This window comes from Streptomyces aurantiogriseus (assembly GCF_014649375.1).
GTDB lineage: Bacteria > Actinomycetota > Actinomycetes > Streptomycetales > Streptomycetaceae > Streptomyces > Streptomyces aurantiogriseus.
In genome coordinates, this window is record NZ_BMSX01000001.1 from 298,513 (window position 1) to 324,444 (window position 25,932).

Genomic DNA, 25,932 nt, shown 5'->3' on the forward strand with positions numbered 1-25,932 from the left:
CGCAGGTAGGAATACGTCCCGAAAACACAGACGACTCATCCGCCCCGGAGGTTGCTGCCTTACGGCACGTCCACCGCGTCCGTCACGCCGGTCGCGTCCGTCGGGTCCGTCGGGTCCGTCGGGTTCGCCAGGGCTTCGGCGAGCCGAGTGAACGCATCACCGGTGGTCCGGTGCCGGGAGCGGTCCGTCGGCCAGGTGCTGAAACCGTCGTCCGGCCAGCGCGGTACGACGTGGAAGTGCAAGTGGGGCACCGACTGTTCGGAGCCCGGTCCGCTCGCGCTGAGGATGTTGACGCCGCCGGCGCCGAGCGCGGTCCGCATCGTGCCCGCGACCCGCTGAACCAGCGCCACGGTGGCGCTCAGGGTCTGCGGCGGGATGTCGAAGAGATCCCTGTGGTGGGTGGTCGGCACGACGAGGGTGTGGCCGGGCGCCAGGGGGTCGAGGGGCGCGAAGGCACAGGCGACCGGGGTGCGCGTGACCCAGCGGGCCCTGTCCTCGCGGATCAGGTGACAGAAGGTGCAGTCGTCGTCCATGGCGTTCCTCGTGTTCCTCACGGGCAGCGGTGGCCGTCGTCCGGCAGGCCCATCGTGTGCGGGACGGGTTCGCCGTCCTCCGGGACGACGAAGGTGAACACGGCCGACGTCGCGGTTCCGGCGGGGCGGCCGCCGGGCCGGGCCGGCCGTCCCCGGTTCCCCGCTCACCTCGGCCGCAACGGCCCCGCCGCCGCCTCGACCTCCGCCCACACCGCGGGCCGGGTCTGCTCCGTGAAGGTGGGGACGTAGGGCCACATGACCCGTTGGCCGGTGTGTACGGCTGGGGTCACGGCCCAGACCACGCCGGTGCGGTCGACGTAGCAGGGCCAGTGGTGGGACAGGCCGTGAGCCACGTCGGTGCGGAGTCGTTCGACGAGGGGGGCGGGGATCGCGGACAGGCGGGGCTGTGGGGGGCGCCAGCCCGGCAGTGGGCCCCGGAAGCCGACCCCGTGGCGGCGGCGGAGGAGGACGATCTCGGCCACGGCGGTCCCGGTCACGGCGGCCGGGCCGGCGAAGAGGGCCACGTAGTAGGACGGCGTGGGGTGCGAGCCGGGGTAGGCCTCGACCGCGTCGATGAGCACCGCGTGGGCGATCGCCGTCAGCCAGACCAGGGGGACGCTCGCCAGGGGGCGGACGAGGGGGTGGCCGCCGGTGCTGAAGGCGTTGCGGTGGATCAGATAGAGGACGGAGCCGAAGAAGACCGTGAGCCAGGGGCCGAACAGCACCGCAAGGACCAGCCAGGCGGCCTGGTCGGGCTCGTAGTCGTAGCCGTGGAGCGCCCAGGCCACGAACAGGCCGCAGAAGACCGCCGTGAGCAGGGCGGTCAGCAGGGGGCGGACACAGAGGCGGGCCACCCGGCCGCGGGTGCCGGGGCGGGCCACGGCGATGAGCGGGACGCAGGCCAGGAGGAGGGCCACCGGGCCGGTGGCCAGCATCAGGACGCTGTCGCTGAAGGCCTCGCCGATGGGCTCGACGATGCCTCCGCCCGTGACCAGGCGGACGATCAGGAAGAGGACACCCAGCCCCAGCAACGCCCTGGGCAGCAGCAGCCGTTCGATGAGCGGGTCGGCCGCCTGTCCGACGGGTCCGACGGCGTCGGCCGCGCTGAAGCGGAGGATGTGGAAAGGGCCGTAGACGCGCCGGGCCAGCCGCCACGGCAGCAGCACGTCGAGCGCCCACGCACCCGGCCCGCTCGCGCGGGCCGGGGCGTCGGGTGTGCGGTAGGGCGGGCGGTCGTAGGCGTCGGCGGCGGTGCTCATGACGTCGCTTGCTCCCCCGAGTCGACGGATCATGACCAGAATCCGCTCATCCTGGCATGTCCCCCGCCAACGCCCAACCGGTTACGGCGCGTCGATCAGGTCGTACGGCGGAACCGACACCGTACGGGCACCCGGGGTGCCGCCGAGGACGACCTTGCGCAGGGAGGTGTTGTTGTTGAGGTTCGTCTCCTTCAGGCGCTTCGCCGGGTTGGCGAGGACCTCGACGTAGTACGTGCCGTTGGGCAGGTCGGTGATGTCGAAGGACTGGCCCGGGCGGTACTGGGTGTAGGTGTCGCCGGAGCCGACGTCCAGGACCTCGCGCACGGAGATCGAGTTCTGCTCACCGCAGGCGGTGGACAGGTCGGTGTTGTACGGGTGCCAGTTGGCGTTCTTCACCGTGTAGTCGACGGCGTCGGTGTTGGCCAGGCAGAACGCCTCCTTGCCGCTGCGCACCTCCTTGGTCTTGTCCTCGCTCAGCAGGCGGTAGCTGGCGAAGTCGGTGAAGTGCCAGTGCTCGTGGCCGACGCGCGGGTCCCACTCCATGGTGCCGGTGGGGGTGTAGCCGATCTGCTTGCCGTTGGCGTCGTAGAAGTACTGGTAGGCGTCCATCAGGTCCTGGCCGGGGCTGCGGAAGCCGTCCACGACGAGGGGGGCCGGGCCCGCGTTCCAGACGTTGGCGCTGAAGGCGAGGTAGTCCCTGCCGGGTACGTCGCCGTCCTCGCCGTCGGTGATCTCGAAGCCCCAGGCCGGCAGGGACCGCAGGTCCGGCTTGGGCGCGTTGGCCGGGACGCTCGCCCGGCCGGTGGGCTCCTTGGCGTTGGCCTTCAGCGCGGGCGCGATGCGGGAGCCGTCGGTGTGGCCCTTGCCGTCGCCCAGGTGGTGGGCGAGGCCACGGTCCTCGAGGGCGTGGGAGAGGGCGGGCGGGGTGGGGGCGTCGGCGCCGCGCGTGCCGTAGTGGTGACCGGTGTCGCCGGCCGCCTGGCCCCCGGCGTGCGCGGAGTGCGCGCCGTGCCCGCCGTGAGCGGCGGCGGACCGCAGGCCCACGCCCTCGCCCCCGTCGGACTCCTGACGTACCGTCACCTTGATGGTCGGCCGGTCGTCGGGGATGCCGAACAGGTCCCGGTACTTCTTCGCCACCGACACCGTGGCGGTGTACTCGCCCACGGGCAGGTCCACCGGCTTGTCGTAGTCGATGGTGCTGGTGTTGGCCGCCCAGCCCTTCTCGACGCCCCACACCGAACCCAGCGTGAACGGGTTGGTGGGGCAGCTCTGCGGATAGTGCGAGGTCGCCGGGGCGTCCGGACGGATCCGGCCGGAAGCGTTGTTCGGGCAGAAGGTTCCCTTGCTGGTGGCGACCTCGGCCCCGGACGCGTCCGTGACGGACACCTCCAGGAAGCCGGGCAGCCCGGAGAAGTCGTTCACCAGGCCGGCGGGCAGCTTCTTGGTCTTCGTCTTCGTCCCGTCGCGCAGGATCTGCTCGGCGACGACGGGGTCCTTGTACGACTTGCGCGTCACCTTGAACTCCAGCGGCGCGTTGTCGACCGAGACGTACGTACCCAGGTCCAGATTCACTCCGGCCTGTCCGTCCCACTCCCACCGGTCGAGCGTCACGGACTTCGACGCGGCGATCAGTTTGAGCTCCGGCACGCCGGGCTTGCTCTGCGGGGCCGCGCCGGCGCCGGGTGCGGCCCCGGCGACGGCTACGACGGTGAGCGCGGCGCCCGCGGCGAACGCGGCGCGCTTGAGCCCCTTGCGATGTGGCTGACTGGTCATCGGTTCCTCGTCTGCGAGTGCCATGGTCAGTGGCATCGGACTGGACAGCCCACGGAGGCGGCCCTCGTACGGACGCACCCCACGCGCCCAGGCCACACATCTGTGAACATCCTGTGAGACAGGTAAAACCGTTGCCCAGGTTGCCTGTTGGGGAAGAAATTCACCTGCTGTTGCGGCCTCGCGGGGTCTCGGAACGGAAGCCGTGGCCGAGTTCCGGCGCGAGGCCGTGGTAGTGGCGGAAGTTGTAGATCAGCGGGCTCCAGGCCGACGGGTCGACATGCTGGGTCCCGGGGACGACGACGGAGGCGTCGGCGTGGACCCGCAGCACCTCGCACTCGACGATCCGGAAGTGCCCGTCCGCACCGCCCGGCCTCATCTCCCGTACGACGGCCTCCAGTTGGAGCCGGCACTCCGCGACCCGTGGCGGCCGTACCGTCTCGGCGGGCTGCGAGGTGAGCCCCGCGGCCGCGAACTTGTCCGGCTCGTACCGGTAGGTGGCGCGCTTGGCCTCCGGCACCGGGTCCGTGCCGGTGAGCGGGGCGAGCGCCTCGACCTGCCGCCACAGCCCGGGACCGGGCAGGTTGATGACCAACTCCGGCCGGGCGTCCAGATTCTCGACGGTACGGCTCTCGCGGCCGATCCCGAGGACGACGGTGTAACCCAGCGCCCAGGCGGAGGAGACAGGGGCGAGGTTGGGGGTGCCGTCGGGGTTCTCGGTGGCGAGCAGGGCCACCGGGGTACCGAAGTACAGAATGCTCGGCGCGATGGGGAGGTGCTGCTCGGGGCGGGCCGTCGTCGTGGCGTTGGCTGTTGCGCTCATGCCGGGAACGCTAGGCCTCCGACACTTCGGTCCCCGCCGAAACGTACGGTGCTCACCATGGGAGACGTGCACGCGACCGCAGCCGACCACCACCCCATCGACCGCCCCGACCTGGCGGCCCTGGCCGGCCTGCTCGCGGACCGCACCCGGGCCGCGATGTGCCTGGCCCTGCTGGACGGCCGCACCTGGACGGCCACGGAACTGGCCCGCCACACGGGCGTGGCCGCCTCCACCGCGACCGCACACCTCAACCGCCTGGTCGCCGGCGGCCTGCTGGAGGAGGAACGCCGGGGCCGCCACCGCCACGTCCGCCTCGCCGACGCCGACACCGCCGAAATGATCGAAAGCCTCGCCTCCCACGCCCCCCTTCGCCCGGCCCACGTCCGCTCCCTGCGCGACGCCCACCGCCACCGCTCCCTCACCCACGCCCGCACCTGCTTCGACCACCTGGCGGGCACGGTGGCGGTGGCCATCACCGACGCCCTCTCCGACCGCCACCTCCTGACCTGGGACTACGGCCCCACCCTCACCCCCGAGGGCAAGGACTGGCTCCGCCACGAGGGCATAGCCGACCACCGCGACAACCGCGCCCACGTCCGCACCTGCCTCGACTGGACGGAACGCCGCCCCCACCTGGCGGGCGCGGTGGGCGCGGCCCTGTTCCGGCACGCCCTGGAGCGCGGCTGGATGGTCCGCAGGGGCACGACACGGATCGTGACGGTGACGGAGGAGGGCCGGAGAGCCCTGCGGGAGCGCTTGGGGGTGGAGGAGGGCGTGCTGGCCGGGCCGGGGGACGTGTAGGGGCCCGACGCGGTCCGTACGGTGCCGGCTCCCGCGGTGGTCAGTACCGCACCGCCCGCCCCACCTCGGCCCGGACCTCCGCCGGCACCCTGTGCGTGGTCCGTGCACTGGCCGCCTTGGACTTGCCGGCCGGTACGTCGGGGACGGTGACGAGGACCGTGTCCTGCCAATTGCCGTTGCCGTCGCGGAAGTCGACTTGGACGGCGAAGGACTTCGTCGAGTCGGCGGAGTTCGTGGCGGTCACCTCGACGGTGCCGCGGCCGTCCCCGTCCCTGGACGGGCTGCCGAGTTTCACGTCGCCCTTGGCCTCGACTCCGCCCTTGATGCCGTCCAGCTTGCGGCCGACCTCCGCGGTCGCCGAGGCGAACGCGTCCGCTGCCCGTCCGCCGAGCGACTCCGCGGCGGACGCGGCGCGGCTGGTCACGGACGACGGGTCGGTGTCGTCCGTGCAGCCGGACAGCAGGAGGCAGCCGGACAGCAGGAGGGTGCACGCCGTCGCCGTCGGCGCGGCCGTCGTCGCCCAGGGGGTGCGGTGAGCTGTCATGGGGCCTCCAGCGTCGGGTCGGGTCGTCCAGCGAATCTCCTCCAGTGAAGGTCCACCCGCCCGCGCCCGCATGCCGGCTCACCCGGACGGGCCACTCCTCGTGGTGCCGGGCCACCCCCGGACAGATCGTCGGAGAGCACGGCCGACACAGGCACAGGAGCACACGGAAGCGGGTACGGCCATGAGCAGCGAGCAGCCCTCGCAGTCCCACACGCCCGAGGAGCCCCCTGTCACCCCCCGGGAGTCGCCCATCTGGGACCCGTCCCACCAGGGCACCAACCGTCCCCCGGCGTCGTGGGGCTCCCGTCCGGTGGACGAGAGCGGCTGGGCCGGCGGCGGTGTCGTCTTCGCGGGGGTGCTGATGCTGGTGCACGGCATCCTCACCGCCCTCCAGGGCATCGCCGCGATCGCCGAGGACGAGGTGTACGCCCGCGTCGGCGACTACGTCTACCGGATCAACCTCACCGGCTGGGGCTGGATCCTGCTGATCCTGGGTGTCGTGGCCGCCGCCACCGGGTGGGGCATCCTCAAGGGGGCCGGCCGGGCCCGGACCGCGGGCATCCTGCTGGCCTCGCTGAGCCTGATCCTGCAGTTCCTGTTCCTGCCGTACGCGCCCGTCTGGTCGCTCGTCCTGATCGCCGTCGACATCTTCGTGATCTGGTCGCTGGCCACGTACCGGCCGCCGAGGGCGACGGCCCGGCCGGCCTGAGCCGGAAGCCGGACCGACCGCCTTCAGCGCTTCAACTTCTTGTACTTCCGCATCAGTTCGACGATCCGCGCCTGATCGGCCCGCCCGTTCAGCTCCGTCAGCAGCTCGTCCGGGCACAGCTCGTAGAAGTCGCCCCAGTAGCGGCGACCCCGGTTGTCCCAGATGCGGTAGCCGCCGGGCACGCCCCGGGCGACGTAACGCCGCTTGCTCACTGCCTGCTCACTGCTCGCACGCTCCAGGGTCCCCTTCCCCGCCGTCGAACGCACAGTGTGCCCGGCCGCCGTCACCCCTCGCGCGGGATTTCCCTGCCGGACCTGGCCGGGCCTGGCCGTACCTGGCTGTCCGGCACCACCTCGACTCCCTTTCTCCGCAGGTACGGCAACGGCGGCACCGCGGAGCCCATGTAGGGCGTGATGCGTACCTCGAAGTGGAGGTGGGGGCCGGTGACGTTGCCGGTCGCGCCGGAGAGGCCGATGCGTTGGCCCGCCGTGACCCGCTCGCCCTTGCGGACGTCGATGCGGGAGAGGTGGGCGTACTGCGTGAAGTAGCCGTAGGGGTGGCGGATCAGGACCTGGTGGCCGAAGCCGTCGCCGCAGGTGGTCACGCGGACGGTGCCGGGGCCGACGGCGTACACCGGGGTGCCGGTGGGCACGGCGAAGTCCTGGCCGGTGTGACGGTGGGTCCAGCGGGGGCCGCGGTCCGCGTAGCCGGCGGAGAGCCAGTAGCCGCGGGTCGGGGTGGTCCAGGCCGGGGCGCGGTCCTTGGGGGGCCCGCTGCGCTGCTCGGGCTGGTGACCGCGGCCCCCGGACGGCCCGCTGCGGTCCCCGAGCAGCTCGTTGCGGTCCTCGGGCTGGTGGCTGCGGCCCCTGGGCGGCCCGCTGCGGTCCTCGGGCTGGTGGCGGTGGCTTTCGGGCTGGTGGCCGTGGCTGTCGGGCTGGTGGCCGTGGTTCTCGGGTGGCTGCTTGCGGTGCTTGGGCGGTCGGCTGCTGTCGCGGGCGAAGCACTGTCCGTCCCGCCCGGACGGGTCCACGGCGGCCGGATCGCCGGTGTTCCGTGCCACCGCCCACAGCATGTCCCACAGCTGGGCGCGAACGGCCTTGCGGTGGTGCTCGGCCGCCTGGACCGTCCTGTCGTCGGCGTGCGCCTCGCGGAGCCGGTCGGCCCGTTCACGGGCCTGCTCGTGCGCCTCCACGGCCCGGGCGGCATCCTCGCGGACCCCACCGCTCCCGGCACCGGCGGGCACCGGGGCGAGCGTGACCAGGAGAACGGCCAGGGGTACGGCCAGGAGGGTGGTCCCGGTCGTGGCACCGAGACGCGTGCGGGGAAAGCGCGCGGGGTGTTCTCGTCGCATCTTGGGATCATCGGACCGGTGAGGCTCCCGGACCGGTTGACGCACCGCGTGTTCAGCCGTTCGGCCGCGCCACCAGCTTCCTGTACACGTCGGAGGACCGTGGGTTGTCCCGGCACAGCCACACCCCGTGCGGGCAGTAGTCGCTGATGGTCTGGTAGAGCGGCCGGTGCCGGGCGAACCAGCCGAGCATGCCGCGTACGTACGCCGGGTTGTCCCCGTTCCGGTACAGCCCCCACTCGGGATACGAGACGGGCTTGCCGTGCTCCTTGGCGAACCGCACGTGCGCCGCCAGCCCGTACGGCTCGGCGACCTGCTCCTTGAAGGGCATGCCCTCGGGATGGTCGTAGGCGTCCATGCCGATGACGTCGACATAGGCGTCGCCGGGGTAGCACCTGGTCCAGGGGATGGCGTCCCGCCCCCGGTTGGGCGTGAACTCGAACCGGAACCGCTGCCCGGGCACGGCCCGCATGGCCCGCACCACGCGCTTCCAGTACTGCTTCCAGGCGTCCGGGTCCGGACCGCACCGGTGCTGGTAGGTGATGCCGTTCATCTCCCACCCGATGACGAGCACGGTGTCGGAGAGCCCGAGCCCGACGAGCCGCCGCCCGAGCGTCCGGAAATGCCTGTCGTACGCCCCGTCCGCGCCCCTCCTCAGCTCCCGCCGCACGACGGAGTCGGGCAGATGCGCCTCGCTCCGGTCCAGCATCGGCACGTTGAGCACGAACATCCGCTCCTTCCGCGCCTTGCGCCACGTCGCCCAGTGCTGCAGATGCCCGGGCTCCCCCTCGATACGGCTCCACCGGTCCCCCGGCAGAAAGGCCCGTCCGACGCGCGGCGTGGCCGCTCCCACCCATCCGTCGAGCCCCGCCAACCGCCGCACGGCGTCCGAGTCATACCCGAGGTAGGCGCCGAAGGCGGGCGGCACGCGGGGCGGCGGAGCGAATCCCGGCCACCCCCCTCCGAGCCGGATGCAGGCCGGACCGGCCAGAAGGGCCAGCGCGGCGAGGGCGATGACAAGAACACGAGGAGGTTGTCGCACCGGCTCATGATGACCACCCCCCACCCCTGCACACGCCGGACTCGCCAGGGGACCACCCGGACCGGGGACAGCACCCCGGCCGCTCCCGCCGCAGTCGCAGCAGTGGGCGTACGGCAGTTCGAGGCGGGTGGAGCGGGGAGAGGGGGCAACCTCCGAGGGCGGGTGCGGCGACTGGTAGGTGTACGTGAATCCCGTTCCCCACACGAGGAGTTCACCCATGCGCAGGCATCTCGCACGGTTGTTCACCGTGCTCGCGGCCCTGGCCGCCCTGCTCCACGCGACCGGAACGGCGGCCCCCCGCGCCGAGGCCGCCAACGAGTGGAACCCGCCCGCGAATCTCGTCCAGCCGATCAACGAGGTCTGGAACCACGTCTCGACGACGTACCCCGACCTCTACGGGTTCCGCAACTACGGCTGGGACCAGATCATGGCCAACAAGGGCAGCATCAACTACTGCGTCCGCTGGGAGTCCGACGCCCCGGTCAGCGCCGCCCTGCGCGACCGGATCCACACGGCGCTCAAGCGGCAGTTCGCCCTGTGGATGGCCGCCCAGACGGAGAACGGCCGGGGCTACAACAACTGGCCGTACACCACGGTCCCGGTCAACATAGTCGGCTGGGCGGTGAAGAACCGCTCCACCCTCCAGTGGACCGACAACTCCGTCGACATCTACACCAACATCCTCGACGGCGGCGGCGCCCCGCAGTGCGCCCCCGACTGCGGCCGCTTCTTCCACCAGGACGGCAACTACTCCAAGTGCCCCGGCGGCACCGCCCGCCACTACGACCAGTCGCTCTGGCTGACCAAGGGCTTCCAGGGCGGCGCCGGCGGCGACTGGGGCCAGCGGCTCGGCCAGGAGTACTTCACCTCCGCCCTCGACCAGCAGAACATCCACATCTATCTGCACGAGGTCGGCCACACCTTCGGCCTCGACGACTTCTACGACTGGACCCCGACCGGCCAGTGCTGCTTCCTGATGAAGGCCGGCAGCGCGGCCCAGATCACCGAGTTCGACAAGTGGATGTTCCGCGACTTCTGGCGGCATCTGAAGGGGCGGTACGGGCTGTGACGTCCGGCCTCTGACGTCCGGCCTCTGACGTCCGGCCTCTGAGTACGGTCTCCGCTGCGTGCCGGGGCTGCGGCACGCAGCGTAGTACCAGGACCGAGGGTCACCCGTACGGCGGCGCACGGTGCCGTACCCACGCCCCGCGCCCGGTCCAATGGACGGGACCCGTACGGCCCGAGGACGAGGCGGCGCGATGAGTGATGAGGGAGTGGGTCCCGTGGCCTTCACCCGCCAGGAGTACGCCGCGCGTATGGACCGTGCCGCTCGGGACGCCTCGGTCGCGGGGCTGACCGGGCTGCTCGTCACGCCCGGCCCGGACCTGGTGCGGCTGTGCGGGTACCGGCCCGCGGCGGTCACCGAGCGCCTCACCCTCCTCGTCCTCGCCCACGACGAGGAGCCGCACCTGCTGGTTCCGGCCCTGGAGCGGCCGGACGCGGCGGCGGCCCCCGGTGCGGGGGCGGTCCGGATCAGCGCATGGCAGGACGGGCAGGACCCGTACGCCGTGGCGGCCGGTCTCCTGATGCCCCACGGCCGTTACGGGATCTCCGACGACGCCTGGGCCCTGCATCTGCTCGGGCTCGAGGAGGCCCTCCCCCTCACCACCTACCGCGCGCTGACCATCGCGCTGCCGATGCTGCGGGCGGTGAAGGACGAGCAGGAGGTCGCGCGGCTCGCGGCGGCGGGGGCGGCGGCGGACGCGGTGTACGAGGAGATCCTGGCCGTGCCGTTCGCCGGGCGGCGTGAGATCGACGTGGCCGCCGACCTGGCCCGGCTGCTGCTCCTGCACGGGCACGGTCAGGTCGACTTCGCCGTCGTCGGGTCGGGGCCCCACGGGGCCGATCCGCAGCACGCGGCCGGTGAGCGCGTGATCGAGGACGGCGACATGGTGGTCCTGGACTTCGGAGGGCTGAAGGACGGCTACGCGTCCGACCTCTCCCGTACCGTCCACGTCGGTCCGCCCACCGACGAGGAGCGGACGGTGCACGAGATCGTCCGTACGGCCCAGCAGGCCGCCTTCGAGGCGGTGCGTCCCGGCGTGCCCTGCCAGGAGATCGACCGGGTGGCCCGTGCGGTGATCGCCGACGCCGGCTACGGCGACCGCATCCTCCACCGCACCGGCCACGGCATCGGTATCACCACGCTCGAGCCGCCGTACCTGGTGGCCGGCGAGGAACAGCCCCTCGTCCCCGGCATGTGTTTCTCGATCGAGCCGGGGATCTACCTCACCGGCCGGTTCGGCGTACGGATCGCGGACATCGTGACCTGTACGCAGGAGGGGGCACGGCGGCTGAACGTCACCTCGCGCGAGATGGCGGTGGTGACCTGAGCGAGGCCTGCTGGACGAGTCGGGCTCAGCGGAACGTGTGCACGTGGTTCGTGGCGCCGACCTCGAACTGGTGCATGTGGATGGTCCGCGAGTTGGTGTCGGAGATCTTCTCGCACCACTCGAAACGACGGACCGGAACCAGCTCCGGGAAGGTGCCGCCCCACTCGACGCCGTCGCTCGTGTGCGCGTAGGCGTACCAGAACCGGTTCACGGCGTCGGCGTCGCCGGTGTAGACGACGCGTTCCTGGCCCGGTTCGATCTGGAACCAGCCCACCTTCAGCCAGTCGCCTCCGTCCGGGCAGTTGGGGAAGAACCGCTCGTACATCGCCCAGACGGTGGAGTGGTGGTTGTTCCTGAACCTCAGTGACATGGCCCGTCCTCCTTACACGTCACACGGCGGGAGCTTGCTTGCGGACTGCGGGCTTGGTGCCGTTGGGCTGCGCTTCGGCGTTCATTCCGGAGGTGGCGTGCGCCTCGCTGCGGCTCTCGCTGCCGCCTGCCGCCGTCGACACCCTGGCGGCCACCGCGCGATCCAGTGCTTCCTCTGTGGTCGCGGTGGTCTCGGCCTGCGTGGAAGGCTCGTAATTCATGGAAGTGCTCCAGACCTGGACCTGAAGGAAAGGGGTGCCCCGGGTCCCCGGCCCCGGGGATCGGGCTCAAGATGGCCGCGTTGTCTGCGCAACACAGGCCGGACGAGTCCCACGCCTTCCATTCTGGGCCCGCACGCCCCATCCCGCATGCGGAGCCGGACGCGGCGACCAGGTCACACCGGACGTACTGCGGCGCTGGTCGATTCGGAGGCCCAACTCCGGTCGCTCCGAACGGGCTTCCGTAAGGTGGAGGCTGACCGTGTCACTGGGACCCGAGCGTTCTCGTGACTTCGTCCTCCGGCTCACGAAGGAACCGCAAGGCGATCAGTCATGTACGCGCGGCTGTGGTTCCTCGTCCCCGCCTCAGGGCTCGCAGCCGTCTGGCTCGCCCTCTACGAGCGCACGCCCGCCAAGGAGCCGCAGTTCTACATCCTGTGCCGCACCCCGGGGTCCCTCACGGCGGTCTCCTGGGGTGTGGCCCTGTGCATCGTCGGTGCCGCGGCCGTGTCCGTCGTCGGAGCGGTTCGGGCTGTCAGGACGCCCTCACGTCGTCCCCTGCGTCCGGTGCTGCATCTGACGGTGACTCTGGTGCTCGCCGTGGGAGCGGACGGGCTGGACTCCCTGGGGAGCCGCATCGCCTATCGCACGGCGGTGAGCGAACGGGGTGCGGACCACGACGCCTGCGAATACGGCTACCACGTCACTCCGGGGTGGCTCTTCTTCGTTCCCCCGGAGGTCCGTGATCAGTGGGCCGACGCCTCCACAAGGCAGCGGGCAGCCCCCGGCGTTCACGCCACCGCCACCGCGTCCCCCACCGACACCTTCCCCGGCCGCAGCACCGCGAAGTACGCGCCGAAGGCGATCCCGTCCGGCTCCCTTCGGTAGTCGGCGAGGGTACGCAGGGGCTCCGGGCCGGATCGGAGGCCCGTTTCCTGGTCGACCATCGTGATGGCGCAGCGGATGGTGCGCTCGGTGAAGGTGAGTTCGGCGTCGGCGAGGGACACGCGGCCGACACCGTCCTCCGTGTGGGGAGTCGGCCAGCCGTCGATCACCACGTTCGGGCGAAAGCGGTTCATGGGGAGGGGTTCGGCGCCCCGCTCCATGAGCTTCCCGTTCAGCAGGTCCAGGCTGGCGCGTGAGACCACGTGGAGGCGGCCGTTGTTGCCGGCCGGCGGGCGGACCAGGCTGCTCGGTTCGCCCAGGACGTCCGTCAGCCAGACGTCGGCCCCGCTCCCGTCGGGCGGTACGTGCAGCGTCTCCCGGTCCGGGGCGCTGAGCCACAGCTCGCCGTCCTTCAGCTCGGGGGTGATCAGGGCGAGCGCCGGGTTGCCCCACTGCCAGCGGAAGTCGCCCTTCTCGTCGACGACCGCGTACGTGCGGTCGTCCCGCAGGCCGGTCGGTGTCACCTCCGCCTCCGTGACCGTGATTCCCGCACAGCCCTTCACCGGGTAGTACGTGATCTCCGCGACCCTCGCCGGCATGCGCAACGCCCCCTCAGCCCGTCACCAGCGCCAGTACGAAACCGTCGTACCCCTTCTCGCCCACCGTCTGCACCGCCGTCGCCGTCAACCTCGGGTGCCCGGCGATGAGTTCGGTGAAGCGGCGGACGCCCCTCACGCGCGGGTCCTCGCTGTCCGCGTCCGTCACCGCGCCGTCGCGCACCACATTGTCGCCGATGATGACGCTGCCGGGGCGGGTCAGGCGCAGGGCCCACTCCAGGTACTCCGGGTTCGAGGGCTTGTCCGCGTCGATGAAGACCAGGTCGAAAGGCGCCCCCGCCTCCCCTGCCTCCTCGGCCACCTTCGGCAGTGTGTCCAGGGCCTTGCCGACCCGTAGGTCCACCACCTCCGCCAGCCCCGCCCTCGCGATGTTCGCCGCCGCCACCTCCGCATGCCCCGGGTCCGCCTCCAGCGTCACCAGCCGGCCGCCCTCCGGCAGGGCGCGGGCCAGCCACAGCGTGCTGTAGGCGCCGAGGGTGCCGATCTCCAGGATCGTGCGGGCGCCCTGGATCCGGGCGAGGAGATGCAGCAACTTTCCCTGGTTGGGAGCGACCTGATGGGGCGGCAGGCCCGCGGCCTCGCTGCCCGCACCGGCCACCCCGAGGGCCTCGTCCTCCTCCACCAGCAGGGTGTTGAAGTAGTCGTCGACCGCCGTCCAGGTGTGGTGCTCCGCCACCGGGTCCCCTTTCCCGTACAGGACAACTAGTGCGTTCCGTATGGGAACTTACCCCGCCTCCCGCCCCCGTCGGGCAAGTTTTTGCAGAAACCTGTGAGTCCCCGTGGGCTTCCGTACGTACTCCTGTGTGTCCGACCCCGCCGAGCACAGCGAGTACACCGAGTACGACGAGCACAGCGAGCACAGGCGGTATCCCCTACCGGGCAAGGAGGAACGGTGCGTTTTTCGCGGAACGTGATGGGAACTGCCTTCGTGGGTGGCGCTCTCAGCCTGACCCTTGCAGCCCTCGCCTACCCGTCGATGCTGGGACTCGAGACGACCTCGACGTCAGGTGACCGGATCATCGCCAACACGCAGTGGGGGCCGCTGACGGAGGCCGACCGGTCATTCGTCGTGGCCGTCCGGGCGGCCGGCCTCTGGGAGTACCCGGTGGGGTTCATCGGGCTGCAGAAGGGACAGAGCCCCGCGGTCAAGACCGCCAGCGAGCACCTGATCGACGGGCACGCGGCCCTGGACACCACCTGCCGCAAGATCGCACCGATGCTGAACATCACGATCCCCAACGTGGCCAGCCCGCAGCAGGTCGGCTTCGTCAGCAAGCTTCAGGCGGCCCAGGGCCAGCAGTTCGACATCGAGTTCGCCAACATCCTGCGCCAGACGCACGGTTCCATCTTCAACACCGTGGCGAAGATCCGGTCCACCACCAAGAACACGCTCGTGCGGGCGCTGGCCGACCAGGCCAACGACACCGTTCTCGACCACATCACGGTGATGGAGAAGACCGGCATGGTCGACTTCGACCAGACGCTCTTCAACCAGACCACCCCGCCGAAGCTGCCCCAGGCGGACCTGACCCCGCCGGTGCCGGCCGCGGGCGAGCAGATGATCGTCCTCACTCCGCCGCCGACCGCCACGTCCACCCCCGTGGACATCGACGCCGCGTCCGTGGCGGGCGGGGTGACCCCGGCGCCGGCGCCCACGGCAGGGGGTGTAGTAGGACAGTAGGGCTCCCCCTACGCCAGCCACACCGTCGTGTCCGGGCCGATCCGGCCCTCGCCGTCCAGGGGGACGCTCGCCAGCAGCACCTCCCCGGGCGGCAACGCGACGGGGGTGTCCGACAGGTTCGCCACACACCGCCAGCCGTCGGAGCGTGCGAAGGCCAGCACGCCGGGCGGGGTGTCCTCCGCCCAGCTCAGCTCCTCGCCCTCCAGCAGCTTGCGGCGCAGGCGCAGGGCCGTGCGGTACAGCTCCAGCGTGGAGCCGTCCACGCCGTCCTGCGCCTCGACGGCGTACCGCGCGAAGGACGCGGGCTGCGGCAGCCACGCGCCGCCCGCGCCGAAGCCGTACGACGGCCCGGTCGTCGTCCACGGCAGCGGCACCCGGCAGCCGTCGCGGCCCTTGCGGACCCGGCCCGTCTGTTCCCAGAGCGGGTCCTGGAGGACCTCCACGGGCAGGTCGGCGACCTCGGGCAGGCCGAGTTCCTCGCCCTGGTAGACGTACGACGATCCCGGCAACGCCAGCATCAGCAGGGTGGCCGCGCGGGCGCGGCGCAGGCCGGCTTCCTCGTCGACGGGCGGGGCGTGGCCGCCGGAGAGCAGCCAGGCGTTCTCGTCGGTGCCCGGCGGGAGCATCAGCCGGGAGGCGTGGCGGACGACGTCGTGGTTGGACAGGACCCAGGTCGCGGAGGCGCCCACGGCACGGGCGGTGGCGAGCGACGCCGTGATGACCTCGCGGATCGCCGCCGCGTCCCAAGCGGCCTGCAGGTACTCGAAGTTGAAGGCCTGGTTCAGCTCGTCGGGGCGGGCGTACAGGGCGCGGCGGGCGCCCGGGACCCAGGCCTCGGCGACCGCCGTGCGGGGCGGGGAGTAGCTGTCCAGGACGCGGCGCCAGTCGCGGTAGATCGCGTGGACCTCGTCGCGGTCGTAGAAGGGGTGGGTGCCCGGGGCGAGAGCCGCCAGGGAGTCCTCGGCGCTCAACTCCGGGGCGCCGAGGTCCCGTAGCGGCTCGCTCAGGTCCTTGGCGAGGGCGTGGGCCACGTCGACGCGGAAGCCGTCGACGCCTCGGTCGGACCAGAAGCGCAGGGTGGTGCGGAAGTCCTCGCGGACCTCCTCGTGGTCCCAGTCGAGGTCGGGCTGCTCGGGGGCGAAGAGGTGCAGGTACCACTGGCCGTCGGGGACACGCTGCCAGGCGCTGCCGCCGAAGACGGACTGCCAGTCGGTGGGCGGGAGTTCGCCGTGCGTGCCGCGACCGTCGCGGAAGACGTAGCGGTCGCGGGCGGGTGAGCCGGGGCCGGCGGCGAGCGCCTCCTGGAACCAGACGTGACGGTGGGAGGTGTGGTTGGGGACGAGGTCGACGATCACCTTCAGGCCGAGGCGGTGGGCCTCGGCGACCAGGGCGTCGAAGTCGTCCAGGGTGCCCAGGCGGGGGTCGACGTCCCGATGGTCGATGACGTCGTAGCCGCCGTCGGCCAGTTCGGAGGGGTAGAACGGGCTGAGCCAGAGCGCGTCGACGCCGAGGGCGGCGAAGTGGGACAGCCGGTCGGTGACGCCCTTCAGGTCGCCGAGGCCGTCGCCGTCGGCGTCGGCGAAGCTGCGCGGGTACACCTGGTAGACGACGGTTTGGCGCCACCAGTCGGGGTTGCGGGTGGAGAGGTCGGTCGCGGGGGCGGTCACGGCATCGGTCTCGTGGTCGGGCGCGAAGTCGGTCACGCAGAGGAGACTGTCCACTTTGCCGGGTAAGGCAACGTCCGCACCATCCGGATCGGATCATTCCTCACGTGGGGAAGTCGTGACGGATTCTTGAACTCCCCCTCCATAGCCCCAGGTTGACAGCGGTCTGTCGTGAGCCGCACGATGTGGCCACACCGTGGCGCATGTGACCAATGGGCCCAGTGTTTCTTCTGATCTGACCCGTCACCCCGGCCGTCGCCGACCCGGCCTCCGCCGTCCCGTGACGGGCACTCGCCAAGATGGGATTCGCATGTCCATAGCGAGACGTGTTTCCGTGCGCCGCCTGCTGGGGACGGGCGCCGCATCGCTCGCCCTGTGCACCGCGTCCGTCGCCGCCGCCTCCGGGGCCTGGGCCTCCGAGACGCCCGGCGGCGACGGCTGGAAGTCCGGCGGCCAGTACCAGCCGGGGACCGGTGCGGGCACCGAGACGGAGACCGACCGCTGCCAGTTCTCGCTCGACGGCAAGAACTTCTTCGACTCGGTGAAGGTCGACGACCAGAACCTGAAGCCGACCGACGACGGCAAGGTCCACATCACGGTCCGGGCCGCCGACAACGCCACCACCTGCACGGCCTCCCTGGCCTCCTACCTGGCCCACGGCCCGGACTTCCGCACCTCCGGCGAGCAGGTCTTCGTCGACTTCGACACCGTGACGGTCAAGCCCGGCAAGACCGACACCCTCGACATCGCCGTCCCGGACGCCGGGTGCTACGCGCAGATCGACCTCTACCGCGGCGCGGTGAAGTTCGACGGCAAGCTCGACGCGAAGGACGGCTTCGAGCACGGGGACCTGCCCAAGGGCCCGGACCGCCCGGTCATCAAGGACAAGCTGATCGCGGCCTGGAACGGCGGCTCGAAGGACTGCACGCCCACCGAGCAGCCGCCGGCCGAGCAGCCGCCGGCCTCCCCGCCGGCCGACACCCCGCAGTCGCCGTCGGCCCCGGCCTCCGAGCCCCCGTCCGAGCCCGCCTCTGAGAGCCCGTCGGGGACGCCGTCGGAGACGCCGTCCGAGTCCCCGTCGACGTCCACCCCGACGCCCAGCGCCTCGGAGTCCAGCACCGCCCCGGCGCCCACCCCCAACGGCGGTGGCGGCGACCTCGCCGAGACCGGCGCCAACGGCAGCACCGGCGTGATCGTCGGCGGCGCCGCGGCCCTGCTGGCGGGCGGCGCGGCGATCGTCCTGGCGACGCGCCGGCGGAAGGCGACGCGCTGACGCTCCGCTGGGGTGCCGCGATGTGTCGTCAGTCGTCTGCGGCATCGTCGTGGCTGGTCGCGCAGTTCCCCGCGCCCCTTCGGGGCGCTGCCGAACTGCAGCGACCCGACCTGCTCAAAACGCGCCAGCAGCGGGATCAGTGACTCGACGCCGGCCGGGCCGTGGGAAACCGGCCGGCGTCGTTCGCTGACCCCGGGCGCTGCGGGCTGCCGCGGCTGTTACGGCTTCTCCACCGTCGTCAGCCACAGATTCACGTACCGCTCGACGTCGACGCCCAACGCCACGTCCACCAGGGCCTGTTCGCGGGGGCCCCCATGGATCTCGGACTCGCCGGGGCGGGGGCGGCGGTCGACGATCGTCTGGCCTCGGGTGGGTCCGGGGGCCAGGGAGACCTCGACCGGGAGCAGTTCGGTGGTCAGGCCCTCCGGGTCGGCGACCGCGCAGACGGCGCCCGCGTCGCCGAGGCCACCCGCGGGGGCGGGGTCGTCGGAGGCGGCCGGGTCGCGGTGGGCGAGGAGTTCGCCGGCCAGACGGAGGCGGGGCTCGGAGCTCGTGCGCAGCCGCCGGACGTCCGCGGCCGGGACGACGACCTGCCGGAACACGTCCAGGCCGTACATCGTGATCGGCACCCCGGCGGTCAGCAGGATCGCGGCCGCCTCCGGGTCGTGCCACACGTTGAACTCCGCGACCGGCGTGGCGTTCCCGATCTCCACCGCGCCGCCCATGAACACGATCCGCTCGATGTTCCGCACCACCTCCGGGTGCGTACGCAGAAGCAGGGCGATGTTGGTCAGCGGCGCGGTGGGGATGAGGATGACCGGGCGCGGCGAGGCGAGGATCTCCCGCCGCAGCAGCGTCACCGCGTCCACGTCGACAGGGCGCCGGGTCGGTGCGGGCAGCCCGAGGTCGCCCATCCCGTCCTGCCCGTGCACCGGGGAGGTGCGCAGCGGCTCGATCAGCGGACACTCGGCGCCCCGGGCCACCGGGATGTCACCGGCGCCGGCCTGCTCCAGCACGGTCAGGGTGTTGCGGACCACCCCGTCCACGCCGGTGTTCCCGGCCACGCAGGTCACCGCGCGCACATCGAGACCGGGATGCCGTACGGCGAACAGCAGGGCCAGGGCGTCGTCGACGCCCGTGTCGCAGTCGATGATCACCGGGATGGGCCGACCGGTCACGGCGGCGCTCCTCTCTCCGTGTACGAGATGCGTTCGAGTCTCCGCGGACGAGACGTGTTCGAGCCAGGTGCTCGAGCCAGGTGTACGAGAGCGACCTTACGCAGCGGGCCACAGTTCGGTGCCGCGTTCCGCGACCCGGGCCGCGATCCGGTCCAGGAGCTCCGCCACGGGCACCGCCCCCGGCCGTCGCCCGTCCCGCAGCCGTACGGCCACCAGCCCGCCGTCGGCCTCCCGCTCCCCGATCACCGCCTGGTACGGCACGAGCCGCGCCGCCCGGATCCGGGCGCCGAGGGTGCCCTCGCCGGGGCCGTGCACCTCCGCCCGCAGCCCGCGCGCCACCGCCTGCCGTACGACCTCGTGCGCCCGCTCCTCCTGCGCCTCCGCCACCGGCAGCACCGCCAGCTGCACGGGCGCGAGCCAGGCCGGGAAGGCGCCGCCGTGCTGCTCGATGAGGTAGGCGACGGCTCGTTCCACGCTGCCGATGATGCTGCGGTGGACCATGACGGGGCGGTGTTTCGCGCCGTCGGCGCCGACGTAGTGCAGGTCGAAGCGTTCGGGCTGGTGGAAGTCGATCTGGACGGTGGAGAGGGTGGCCTCACGGCCGACGGGATCGGTGATCTGTACGTCGATCTTGGGGCCGTAGAAGGCGGCTTCGCCCTCGGCGGCCTCGTACGCGATGCCGGAGTTGTCCAGGACTTCCCTGAGGAGCGCGGTGGCCCTGCGCCAGAGCTCCGGGTCGGCCACGTACTTGCCGCCCTCACCCGGGAGGGACAGGCGGTACCGGGAGGCACGGATGCCGAGGTCGGCGTAGGCGCGGGCGATCAGGGCGAGGGCCGCGCGGGCCTCCTCGACGGCCTGGTCGAGGGTGCAGAAGATGTGCGCGTCGTTGAGGTGGATGGCCCGGACGCGGGTCAGGCCACCGAGGACACCGGACAGCTCCGAGCGGTACATGCCGCCCAACTCGGCGATACGGAGAGGGAGTTCGCGGTAGCTGTGGGAGCGGGAGCGGTAGATCAGCGCGTGGTGGGGGCAGAGGCTGGGGCGCAGGACGACCTGCTCCGCGCCCAGGTCCATAGGCGGGAACATGTCGTCGCGGTAGTGGTCCCAGTGGCCCGAGATCTCGTACAGGTCGCGTTTGCCGAGGACGGGCGAGTACACGTGCCGGTAGCCGGCGGCTCGCTCGGCCTCGCGGACGTACTCCTCCAGGGTGTGGCGGACGGCGGCCCCGTCGGGGAGCCAGTAGGGGAGACCGGCGCCCATCAGGGGGTCGGTGTCGAAGAGGGCGAGGTCGCGGCCGAGGCGGCGGTGGTCGTTCGGGGTGGGTTCCACGGTGGGTTCCTCTCGGGAGAGAGGCGAGTACCCGCACGACGAAGCCCCGGGGCACTCGCCCCGGGGCTTCGGACATCCAGTGGTCAGCGCGCCGGGACACTCTCCGGCGTCGTCGTGAGGGAGACGTGGGCGCGCTGCATGGCGGGAGCGTAGCAAGGGGGTGGGGGAGGGGCGATCTGTTTTCGGGGGCTGCGGATACGGCTGAGGCCGCGGATGCGGCTTTCGGCCGGGACTGACGGCCAGGGCGAGTGGCCCGGCATCCGGTTACGCATCCGGTCACGGCGGCCACCCGCCCGCACCAACCCCCGTAACCCGGACGGCCCGCCGCGCTGGTCGGCCCGCAGGCGTGGTGTTGCCGTGAGAGGAGGCACCCTCACCGTCCAGCAGGAGGCACCCCCCGATGACCCGCCGTACCCTCCTCGCCTCCGCCCTCTCCGTCGCCGGGCTCCTCACCGTCGCCTCCTGCGCCACCCTCGGGCTGGAGCACCCGCCGACCGCCCGCCAGGCCGCGCCGACCGTCCAGCCGTCGCCGGGCAAGCCGTCCGCGCCGACCGCCTCCCCCGTCCTCACGGACGCCCAGGCGCACGCCGCCCTCATCAGCGACACCGACCTCGGCGCGCCCTGGAGCCCGACACGCGGCGCCGCCACCTGGCGGGACGGCATGCTCAAGGCCACCACCCCGACCGCCGACTGCCAGAAGCTCCTCGACGGCCTGTACTCCGACGAGCTGCTCGGCGCCCCGGCCCGCGCGGTCGTCGCCCTCGACGACCTCGACACCGAGGCCCAGTTGCGCTACCAGCTCACCGACCGCCGCCCGGCGGACGCCGACCGCGCGCTGGCCTGGCTGCGGACGCTGCCGGAGAGGTGCGCGCGCTTCTCCGCGAACGCGCCGAACGACACCGTGCTGGACGTCACCGTCGCCGAGCTGCCCCTGCCGGAGGTGGGTGACGTCCGCCAGGGGCTGCGGGTGACGCTGACCGACTGGAGCACCGACGGCGACGGCGACCCGCTCTCCCTCGCCCTCGACGTGGCCGCCGTCCGCGCCGGCCAGGACACCTTCGCGCTCGTCAACGGCGGTCTGAACGACGTACCGAACGAGGCCACGCAGGCGGCCGTGCAGCTGGGGGTGCAGCGGCTGACGGAGGTGAGGAAGCAGGGGCGGGTGCAGGTGTAGGCGAGCAGGTCAGTCCGTATGACCGGGCCCAGTCCGTGCGACCGGAGTCAGGCCATGTGACCGGGCCCAGTCCGTGCGACCGGGCCCAGTCCGTGCGACCGGAGTCAGTCCGTGCGACCGGGCTCAGTCCGTGTCGAAGCGTGTCGTCCTCACCACCACCTCGTGCGCCACGTCCAGGACCGTGCGGCCCTCCGCGAAGGCGTGGGCGCGCAGCAGGGACAGGGCCTCGTCGGAGGCGACGCCGCGCTGGGCCATGACCATGCCGACGGCCTGGTACACCTCGTCGTGGTCGGTGGCCAGCGGGCTCAGCCAGAGCCCGTCGCCCTGCCGGCCGGCCTCCTCGCCGCGCGGCAGCGCCATCAGCGCCACCGTCAGGACGTCGGCCACGAGCCGCGCCGTACGGACCTCGTCGTCGGCCAGCTCGCCGGGGACGTCCCGGTAGAGGTCGAGGGTGCCCACGCACACCGCCCGGTCTCCGAGTGGCAGCGCGTACACCGCGCGCACCCCGGACGCCGCCGCCTGCTGGGCGAACACCGGCCAGCGGGTGGCGTCCCGGCCGGTCGTGAGGTCGGAGGCGAAGACGGGCGTACCGGTCTCCGCGGCCCGCAGACAGGGCCCGTCCCCCAGCGTGGCCTGCACCTCCATCAGATGCGCGGCCCGCTCACTGCTCGCGCTCAGCGGTACGGGCATCCCCTCGCCGCGCAGCGACACGCTCGCGCCGCTCACCGGCAGCAGCCGCACCGCGGCGGCACACAGCCGCTCCGGCACCTCGCCCGGCTCGGCGCCCCGCACCTCCTGGGCGATCACGTCGGCGATCCGTTCCCGGTCCCGCACGGCGATCACCTCCGCCCACGGCCGCCGCACCGCCTCTCCGTCGTCGGCCGGGTACCCCCCGCCCGCCGGGAAAACCAGTGCCGCTACGGCTTCTCGTACGGGTCCGCCGGCTGCTTCACCTGCGTCACCGTCGTCACGTCGAGGACCGGCGGCCAGGCCTCGTCGGAGCCGAGGGCGCCCTTCGGGTGCCAGGTGCCGGTGACGGTGACCCAGGTGTCGGCGGGCAGCGCGTCCGCGCCGCGGACCTCGGCCTTGCTGGTGGTGGCGTCGGCGGCGCAGCAGCTGACGGTGAGGCGGGTGACGTACCAGGTGCCGTCGTCGCCGTGGGTGACGAAGCCGGTCAGGCGGACGGTACGGCCCTTCAGGGAGCGGCGGCTGTCGTAGATCGCCCGCGAGCTGAACTCGGCCACGGTCAGCTCCACGGGGTTCCCGGCCGGGAGCGCAGGGAAGGTGCCGACGCCCTGGGCGGCGCGTTGGGCGGCCTCGCGGGCGGCGCTGTAGGAGCCGAGGGCGGGGGGCGGGAAGAGGAGGAGGGCGACGGCGGGGAGGGTGAGGAGCCAGGCTGTGCGGGGGGTGCGGTGGTGGCTGTGGGGGGCCTCTTGTTCGTCGTGTCCGTGCTGGTCCTCGCAGGCCAGGGCAACGTGATCGTCCGGTGTACGGCTCCGCAGTACCGCCGTCGCCAGGCCCAGCAGCACCAGCGCCGCCCCGGACACGATCAGGTACGGGCGCAGGCCCGCCTGTACGTACCGCAGGTACAGCTCGCTGAAGAGCGTGATGCGCAGGACCGCCCCGCCGGTGAGGAGGAGCAGGACCGCCGTTCCGTATCGCCTCACAGGAGCCACCACCCTACGAACACGCTGGCCGCCACGGCCACCACCCAGGTCACGGACGCGAACCGCACGGCGAAGGCGCGGCCGAAGGTGCCCGCCTGCAGTGCGATCAGTTTCAGGTCGACCATCGGGCCGACCACCATGAACGCCAGCCGCGCGGTCGCCGGGAACGCGCTCAGCGACGCGGCGACGAAGGCGTCCGCCTCGCTGCACACGCAGAGCACGACCGCCAGCAGGGCCAGCAGCAGCACCGCCGTCCAGGGGGAGCCGGTGAACACGTCCAGGACCGACGCCGGGACGACGATGTTGAAGGTCGCCGCGGCCGCCGCGCCCAGGACGAGGAAGCCGCCGGCGTGCAGGAAGTCGTGCTGGAGGCCGGCGAGGAAGGCTCGGGCGCCGGTGGCGGTGCCGTTGGCGTGGGGGGCTGCCCGGCGGGGCAGCCGCAGCCACTCCTCCTTGCCGAACCTCGCCCACAGCCAGCCCATGACGACGGCGGTGCCGAGCGAGGCGAGGAGCCGGGCCAGGACCATGTGCGGTTGGTCCGGGAACGCGATCGAGGTCGCGACGAGGACGACCGGGTTGATCGCGGGTGCCGAGAGGAGGAAGGCGAGGGCCGCCGCCGGCGCCACCCCGCGCCGCATCAGGCTCCCGGCCACCGGTACGGACGCGCACTCGCAGCCGGGCAGTACGGCCCCGGCGACCCCGGCGACCGGCACGGCGAGCGCCTGTCTGCGCGGGAGCAGCCGCTTCAGCACCCGCTCCGGCACGAACGCGCCGATCGCCGCCGAGACGACCGTGCCGAGGAGGAGGAAGGGCACCCCCTGGACGGCGACGGCCGTGAACACCGTCCACCAGGCGGCCACGGGCGGGGTGTAGAGGTCGAGCGCGAGCGTCGGGCCGAGTACGGAGACGACGGTCGCGATGGCGACGAGCGCGGCGCCGCCCAGGACGGCGTGGACGAGCGCGCGCACGGCGAAACGGAGGCCGTCGGCCACGGTTCGTTGGTTCTGCACGCGCTCTCATCCCGCCGGTGGGTGTCCTCGGGACGCTAGCGGGGACGGCTGTGGACCGCCTCGGATTCGGCGAAGACACAGCTGTGACGAGGGAGCGGGTGTACCCAGCCTGTCCGGCGTTTTGGGATAAGGGCAGCAGGGGCGAGAGAACTAGAGCGGGGGCTGGGCGGGAGCCGGGCCCAGGGTCGTCGTCCCCGGGGCCGTGCGATGGCCAAGGCCCGTTCGATAGGCGTCCAGGGCTGCTTCCACTCTTCCTGTGCGGCGTAACAGGTCGCCCAGGAGGCGGCAGAGGTCGGCCAGGTCGCCGGCGGCGCCGGCGCGTTCCAGGAGGCTCAGGGCTCGGACGTAGTGCTCCTCGGCGGCCTCGGTGTCGCGGGCGTCCTCGGCGATGATGCCGAGGAGGCGGTGGGCGCCGGCGGAGTGGACGGCTCCGCGTTCGGGGGAGAGGTCTCCGAGGACGCCGTGCAGGAGTTCGGCGGCCTCTTCGGACTTGCCGCGCCGGCGCAGTACGTCGGCCAGTTCCACGGCGGCCTGGCTGCTGTAGAGGGCTGCGTGCTGGGCGGCGAGCATGGTGTGGGCCTGCTTCAACTCGTCCTCGGCTCGCTCGAGTTGGTTGTTCTGGGCGTAGACGTAGCCGCGCATCCAGTGACAGTTGGCGAGTTCGGTACGGAGCTGGAGCTGACGGTACAGCTCGGCGGCCTTGGCGAGGGAGGCGTCGGCCTCGGCCAGGCGGCCCTCGGCGAGGAGAGTGCGGGCGACGGAGCGGTGCATGCGGGCGACGAGGGCGGGGTCGCCGACCCGGGGAGCGAGGGCGAGGGCGAACTCGGCGGCCTGGGCGGCGCGGGCGTGGGCGCCCATGTCCATGTAGGGGCCGATGACGGAGGCGTAGAGGAGGAGCAGGGCGTCGGGGTCTTGCAGGCCGGACCTGTTGAGTTCGTCGAGGGTGGATTCCAGCAGGTAGACCGCGTAGCGGAGCTCGCCTGCCAGGTAGTGGGCCACCGCCCGGCCCCGGAGCGCCGGTACCCGTACCGGGAGCGGGGAGTCGGCCAGGCAGGCCTCCGCCCGTTCGAAGTGCTCGCGGCCCAGTTCCAGGTCGCCGGTGGCCAGGGCGCACTCCCCGAGGCCCAGCAGGGCGGTGGCCTGCTCCTCCACGAGGCCGTACTCCTCGGACTCCGCCAGCAGCGCGGTGTACTGGGCCGTCGCCTCCTCGGCCTCCCCGGTGGCCAGGGCCCGCTGGGCCTCGGTGAGGCGCAGGCGGAGGTCGGTGACCAGGCGCGCGGAGCGGCCGGTGGCCAGTTCCTCGAAGTCCACGCCCAACCGGGCGGCGATGTGTTTGAGCGCCTCGTCGGAGGGGCGCACCCGGCCCGCCTCCAGCGTCGAGACGTAGGCAGGGGTGTAGGTCGGTTCGGCCAACTGCCGTTGTGTCAGTCCCCGTTCGACCCGCATTCGCTGCACACGGCGCCCGATGACCTCCGGTTCGTCCCGCGTTCCCACGCCCCGACTCCCCCCAACTGCCCCTGGGCCCCTTGCCGTTCGGCTGGCCCAGCCCCTAGGTTAAACGGCGACTTAAGCATGCTTAATACACGGTTGACGCCAACAGCCGTGGCAGAAGTCGCTTTTTGTCCGCCGTAGTCGCCGACGCTGC

Annotated in this window: 27 protein-coding genes; 8 read left to right on the forward strand and 19 right to left on the reverse strand. The window is 72.3% G+C overall.

The annotated features are described in order from the left end of the window. Positions 1-59: 59 nt before the first annotated feature. The 4 genes from IE263_RS01415 to IE263_RS01430 form a co-directional block, all read right to left on the reverse strand. A complete protein-coding gene (locus IE263_RS01415) occupies positions 60-533 on the reverse strand; it encodes an HIT family protein (RefSeq protein WP_189931294.1) in 474 nt (157 codons plus the stop codon). A gap of 164 nt (positions 534-697) precedes the next feature. Next, positions 698-1,792, reverse strand: coding sequence for a hypothetical protein (locus IE263_RS01420; protein WP_189931296.1), 1,095 nt, complete (start codon positions 1,790-1,792; stop codon positions 698-700). Between the two features lie 81 nt (positions 1,793-1,873). Continuing rightward, positions 1,874-3,589, reverse strand: coding sequence for a lysyl oxidase family protein (locus IE263_RS01425; RefSeq protein ID WP_189931297.1), 1,716 nt, complete (start codon positions 3,587-3,589; stop codon positions 1,874-1,876). Between the two features lie 136 nt (positions 3,590-3,725). Then, positions 3,726-4,385: a flavin reductase family protein gene (locus tag IE263_RS01430; RefSeq protein ID WP_189931298.1), complete on the reverse strand. Its 660-nt coding sequence runs from the start codon at positions 4,383-4,385 to the stop codon at positions 3,726-3,728. Positions 4,386-4,442: 57 nt separating this feature from the next. On the opposite strand from IE263_RS01430, the gene IE263_RS01435 reads away from it, so the two are divergent. Continuing rightward, a complete protein-coding gene (locus IE263_RS01435; RefSeq protein ID WP_189931299.1) occupies positions 4,443-5,186 on the forward strand; it encodes an ArsR/SmtB family transcription factor in 744 nt (247 codons plus the stop codon). Between the two features lie 40 nt (positions 5,187-5,226). Here IE263_RS01435 and IE263_RS01440 read toward each other — a convergent pair whose 3' ends face one another. Beyond that, positions 5,227-5,730 carry an FxLYD domain-containing protein gene (locus tag IE263_RS01440; protein ID WP_189931300.1) on the reverse strand — a complete coding sequence of 168 codons (504 nt, stop codon included), beginning with the start codon at positions 5,728-5,730 and terminating at the stop codon, positions 5,227-5,229. Between the two features lie 181 nt (positions 5,731-5,911). On the opposite strand from IE263_RS01440, the gene IE263_RS01445 reads away from it, so the two are divergent. Next, positions 5,912-6,439: a DUF7144 family membrane protein gene (locus IE263_RS01445; protein ID WP_189931301.1), complete on the forward strand. Its 528-nt coding sequence runs from the start codon at positions 5,912-5,914 to the stop codon at positions 6,437-6,439. A gap of 23 nt (positions 6,440-6,462) precedes the next feature. On the opposite strand, the gene IE263_RS01450 is transcribed toward IE263_RS01445, so the two are convergent. From IE263_RS01450 to IE263_RS01460, 3 genes are all read right to left on the reverse strand, one after another. Beyond that, positions 6,463-6,651, reverse strand: coding sequence for a hypothetical protein (locus IE263_RS01450; protein WP_189931302.1), 189 nt, complete (start codon positions 6,649-6,651; stop codon positions 6,463-6,465). Positions 6,652-6,722: 71 nt separating this feature from the next. Continuing rightward, positions 6,723-7,790, reverse strand: a complete 1,068-nt coding sequence (locus IE263_RS48170; RefSeq protein ID WP_229910745.1) for a M23 family metallopeptidase — start codon at positions 7,788-7,790, stop codon at positions 6,723-6,725. 52 nt (positions 7,791-7,842) lie between these two features. Continuing rightward, complete coding sequence (locus tag IE263_RS01460; RefSeq protein WP_229910746.1) at positions 7,843-8,829, reverse strand: glycoside hydrolase family 26 protein; 987 nt, start codon at positions 8,827-8,829, stop codon at positions 7,843-7,845. Between the two features lie 217 nt (positions 8,830-9,046). Here IE263_RS01460 and IE263_RS01465 point away from each other — a divergent pair, with 217 nt between their 5' ends. Continuing rightward, complete coding sequence (locus IE263_RS01465; protein WP_189931306.1) at positions 9,047-9,898, forward strand: hypothetical protein; 852 nt, start codon at positions 9,047-9,049, stop codon at positions 9,896-9,898. Between the two features lie 190 nt (positions 9,899-10,088). After that, the gene (locus IE263_RS01470) at positions 10,089-11,222 is read left to right on the forward strand and encodes a M24 family metallopeptidase (protein WP_189931308.1); all 1,134 of its coding nucleotides are present in this window, start codon (positions 10,089-10,091) and stop codon (positions 11,220-11,222) included. Between the two features lie 25 nt (positions 11,223-11,247). Here the strand turns inward: IE263_RS01470 and IE263_RS01475 are convergent, their stop codons facing one another. Next, positions 11,248-11,592: a DUF1036 domain-containing protein gene (locus IE263_RS01475; protein WP_189931310.1), complete on the reverse strand. Its 345-nt coding sequence runs from the start codon at positions 11,590-11,592 to the stop codon at positions 11,248-11,250. Positions 11,593-11,611: 19 nt separating this feature from the next. Next, a complete protein-coding gene (locus IE263_RS01480) occupies positions 11,612-11,812 on the reverse strand; it encodes a hypothetical protein (RefSeq protein ID WP_189931312.1) in 201 nt (66 codons plus the stop codon). Between the two features lie 330 nt (positions 11,813-12,142). Here IE263_RS01480 and IE263_RS01485 point away from each other — a divergent pair, with 330 nt between their 5' ends. After that, positions 12,143-12,697 carry a hypothetical protein gene (locus tag IE263_RS01485; protein WP_189931314.1) on the forward strand — a complete coding sequence of 185 codons (555 nt, stop codon included), beginning with the start codon at positions 12,143-12,145 and terminating at the stop codon, positions 12,695-12,697. On the opposite strand, the gene IE263_RS01490 is transcribed toward IE263_RS01485, so the two are convergent. Continuing rightward, positions 12,601-13,293 (reverse strand): MOSC domain-containing protein, encoded by a 693-nt coding sequence (locus IE263_RS01490; RefSeq protein WP_189931316.1) that lies wholly within the window; start codon positions 13,291-13,293, stop codon positions 12,601-12,603. The genes IE263_RS01485 and IE263_RS01490 overlap by 97 nt on opposite strands. A 13-nt stretch (positions 13,294-13,306) precedes the next feature. Next, the gene (locus tag IE263_RS01495) at positions 13,307-13,987 is read right to left on the reverse strand and encodes an O-methyltransferase (protein WP_189931318.1); all 681 of its coding nucleotides are present in this window, start codon (positions 13,985-13,987) and stop codon (positions 13,307-13,309) included. A 237-nt stretch (positions 13,988-14,224) separates the two neighbouring features. On the opposite strand from IE263_RS01495, the gene IE263_RS01500 reads away from it, so the two are divergent. Further along, positions 14,225-14,992: a DUF4142 domain-containing protein gene (locus IE263_RS01500; protein ID WP_189931320.1), complete on the forward strand. Its 768-nt coding sequence runs from the start codon at positions 14,225-14,227 to the stop codon at positions 14,990-14,992. Positions 14,993-15,000: 8 nt separating this feature from the next. On the opposite strand, the gene IE263_RS01505 is transcribed toward IE263_RS01500, so the two are convergent. Continuing rightward, positions 15,001-16,695, reverse strand: a complete 1,695-nt coding sequence (locus IE263_RS01505) for a glycoside hydrolase family 13 protein (protein ID WP_229910747.1) — start codon at positions 16,693-16,695, stop codon at positions 15,001-15,003. A 271-nt stretch (positions 16,696-16,966) separates the two neighbouring features. On the opposite strand from IE263_RS01505, the gene IE263_RS01510 reads away from it, so the two are divergent. Next, complete coding sequence (locus IE263_RS01510; RefSeq protein ID WP_189931321.1) at positions 16,967-17,929, forward strand: LAETG motif-containing sortase-dependent surface protein; 963 nt, start codon at positions 16,967-16,969, stop codon at positions 17,927-17,929. Positions 17,930-18,147: 218 nt separating this feature from the next. Here the strand turns inward: IE263_RS01510 and IE263_RS01515 are convergent, their stop codons facing one another. Together IE263_RS01515 and thrS are read right to left on the reverse strand one after the other, a co-directional pair. Beyond that, positions 18,148-19,107: a nucleoside hydrolase gene (locus IE263_RS01515; protein ID WP_189931322.1), complete on the reverse strand. Its 960-nt coding sequence runs from the start codon at positions 19,105-19,107 to the stop codon at positions 18,148-18,150. A 96-nt stretch (positions 19,108-19,203) separates the two neighbouring features. Beyond that, positions 19,204-20,436: a threonine--tRNA ligase gene (thrS, locus tag IE263_RS01520; protein ID WP_189931323.1), complete on the reverse strand. Its 1,233-nt coding sequence runs from the start codon at positions 20,434-20,436 to the stop codon at positions 19,204-19,206. Positions 20,437-20,836: 400 nt separating this feature from the next. Between thrS and IE263_RS01525 the strand changes: the two genes are divergently transcribed. Beyond that, the gene (locus IE263_RS01525; protein ID WP_189931324.1) at positions 20,837-21,610 is read left to right on the forward strand and encodes a hypothetical protein; all 774 of its coding nucleotides are present in this window, start codon (positions 20,837-20,839) and stop codon (positions 21,608-21,610) included. A gap of 123 nt (positions 21,611-21,733) precedes the next feature. Here the strand turns inward: IE263_RS01525 and IE263_RS01530 are convergent, their stop codons facing one another. The 4 genes from IE263_RS01530 to IE263_RS01545 form a co-directional block, all read right to left on the reverse strand. After that, entirely contained in the window at positions 21,734-22,474 is a 741-nt protein-coding gene (locus tag IE263_RS01530) for a GAF and ANTAR domain-containing protein (RefSeq protein WP_189931325.1), read from the reverse strand. Positions 22,475-22,527: 53 nt separating this feature from the next. Further along, on the reverse strand, positions 22,528-23,277 hold the full coding sequence (locus tag IE263_RS01535; RefSeq protein WP_189931327.1) for a TIGR03943 family putative permease subunit: 750 nt from the start codon (positions 23,275-23,277) through the stop codon (positions 22,528-22,530). Continuing rightward, the gene (locus IE263_RS01540; protein WP_229910748.1) at positions 23,274-24,287 is read right to left on the reverse strand and encodes a permease; all 1,014 of its coding nucleotides are present in this window, start codon (positions 24,285-24,287) and stop codon (positions 23,274-23,276) included. The genes IE263_RS01535 and IE263_RS01540 overlap by 4 nt, the downstream gene beginning before the upstream one ends. Before the next feature lie 150 nt (positions 24,288-24,437). Next, positions 24,438-25,781 (reverse strand): helix-turn-helix domain-containing protein, encoded by a 1,344-nt coding sequence (locus IE263_RS01545; RefSeq protein ID WP_189931329.1) that lies wholly within the window; start codon positions 25,779-25,781, stop codon positions 24,438-24,440. Positions 25,782-25,932: the final 151 nt, after the last annotated feature.

What these genes read in the sequence shown, in the direction of transcription:
- IE263_RS01415 (WP_189931294.1), bottom strand. Translation starts at nt 533, where the DNA reads ATGGACGACGACTGCACCTTCTGTCACCTGATCCGCGAGGACAGGGCC.
- IE263_RS01420 (WP_189931296.1), bottom strand. Translation starts at nt 1,792, where the DNA reads ATGAGCACCGCCGCCGACGCCTACGACCGCCCGCCCTACCGCACACCC.
- IE263_RS01425 (WP_189931297.1), bottom strand. Translation starts at nt 3,589, where the DNA reads ATGGCACTCGCAGACGAGGAACCGATGACCAGTCAGCCACATCGCAAG.
- IE263_RS01430 (WP_189931298.1), bottom strand. Translation starts at nt 4,385, where the DNA reads ATGAGCGCAACAGCCAACGCCACGACGACGGCCCGCCCCGAGCAGCAC.
- IE263_RS01435 (WP_189931299.1), top strand. Translation starts at nt 4,443, where the DNA reads ATGGGAGACGTGCACGCGACCGCAGCCGACCACCACCCCATCGACCGC.
- IE263_RS01440 (WP_189931300.1), bottom strand. Translation starts at nt 5,730, where the DNA reads ATGACAGCTCACCGCACCCCCTGGGCGACGACGGCCGCGCCGACGGCG.
- IE263_RS01445 (WP_189931301.1), top strand. Translation starts at nt 5,912, where the DNA reads ATGAGCAGCGAGCAGCCCTCGCAGTCCCACACGCCCGAGGAGCCCCCT.
- IE263_RS48170 (WP_229910745.1), bottom strand. Translation starts at nt 7,790, where the DNA reads ATGCGACGAGAACACCCCGCGCGCTTTCCCCGCACGCGTCTCGGTGCC.
- IE263_RS01465 (WP_189931306.1), top strand. Translation starts at nt 9,047, where the DNA reads ATGCGCAGGCATCTCGCACGGTTGTTCACCGTGCTCGCGGCCCTGGCC.
- IE263_RS01470 (WP_189931308.1), top strand. Translation starts at nt 10,089, where the DNA reads ATGAGTGATGAGGGAGTGGGTCCCGTGGCCTTCACCCGCCAGGAGTAC.
- IE263_RS01475 (WP_189931310.1), bottom strand. Translation starts at nt 11,592, where the DNA reads ATGTCACTGAGGTTCAGGAACAACCACCACTCCACCGTCTGGGCGATG.
- IE263_RS01480 (WP_189931312.1), bottom strand. Translation starts at nt 11,812, where the DNA reads ATGAATTACGAGCCTTCCACGCAGGCCGAGACCACCGCGACCACAGAG.
- IE263_RS01485 (WP_189931314.1), top strand. Translation starts at nt 12,143, where the DNA reads ATGTACGCGCGGCTGTGGTTCCTCGTCCCCGCCTCAGGGCTCGCAGCC.
- IE263_RS01490 (WP_189931316.1), bottom strand. Translation starts at nt 13,293, where the DNA reads ATGCCGGCGAGGGTCGCGGAGATCACGTACTACCCGGTGAAGGGCTGT.
- IE263_RS01500 (WP_189931320.1), top strand. Translation starts at nt 14,225, where the DNA reads ATGGGAACTGCCTTCGTGGGTGGCGCTCTCAGCCTGACCCTTGCAGCC.
- IE263_RS01510 (WP_189931321.1), top strand. Translation starts at nt 16,967, where the DNA reads ATGTCCATAGCGAGACGTGTTTCCGTGCGCCGCCTGCTGGGGACGGGC.
- IE263_RS01525 (WP_189931324.1), top strand. Translation starts at nt 20,837, where the DNA reads ATGACCCGCCGTACCCTCCTCGCCTCCGCCCTCTCCGTCGCCGGGCTC.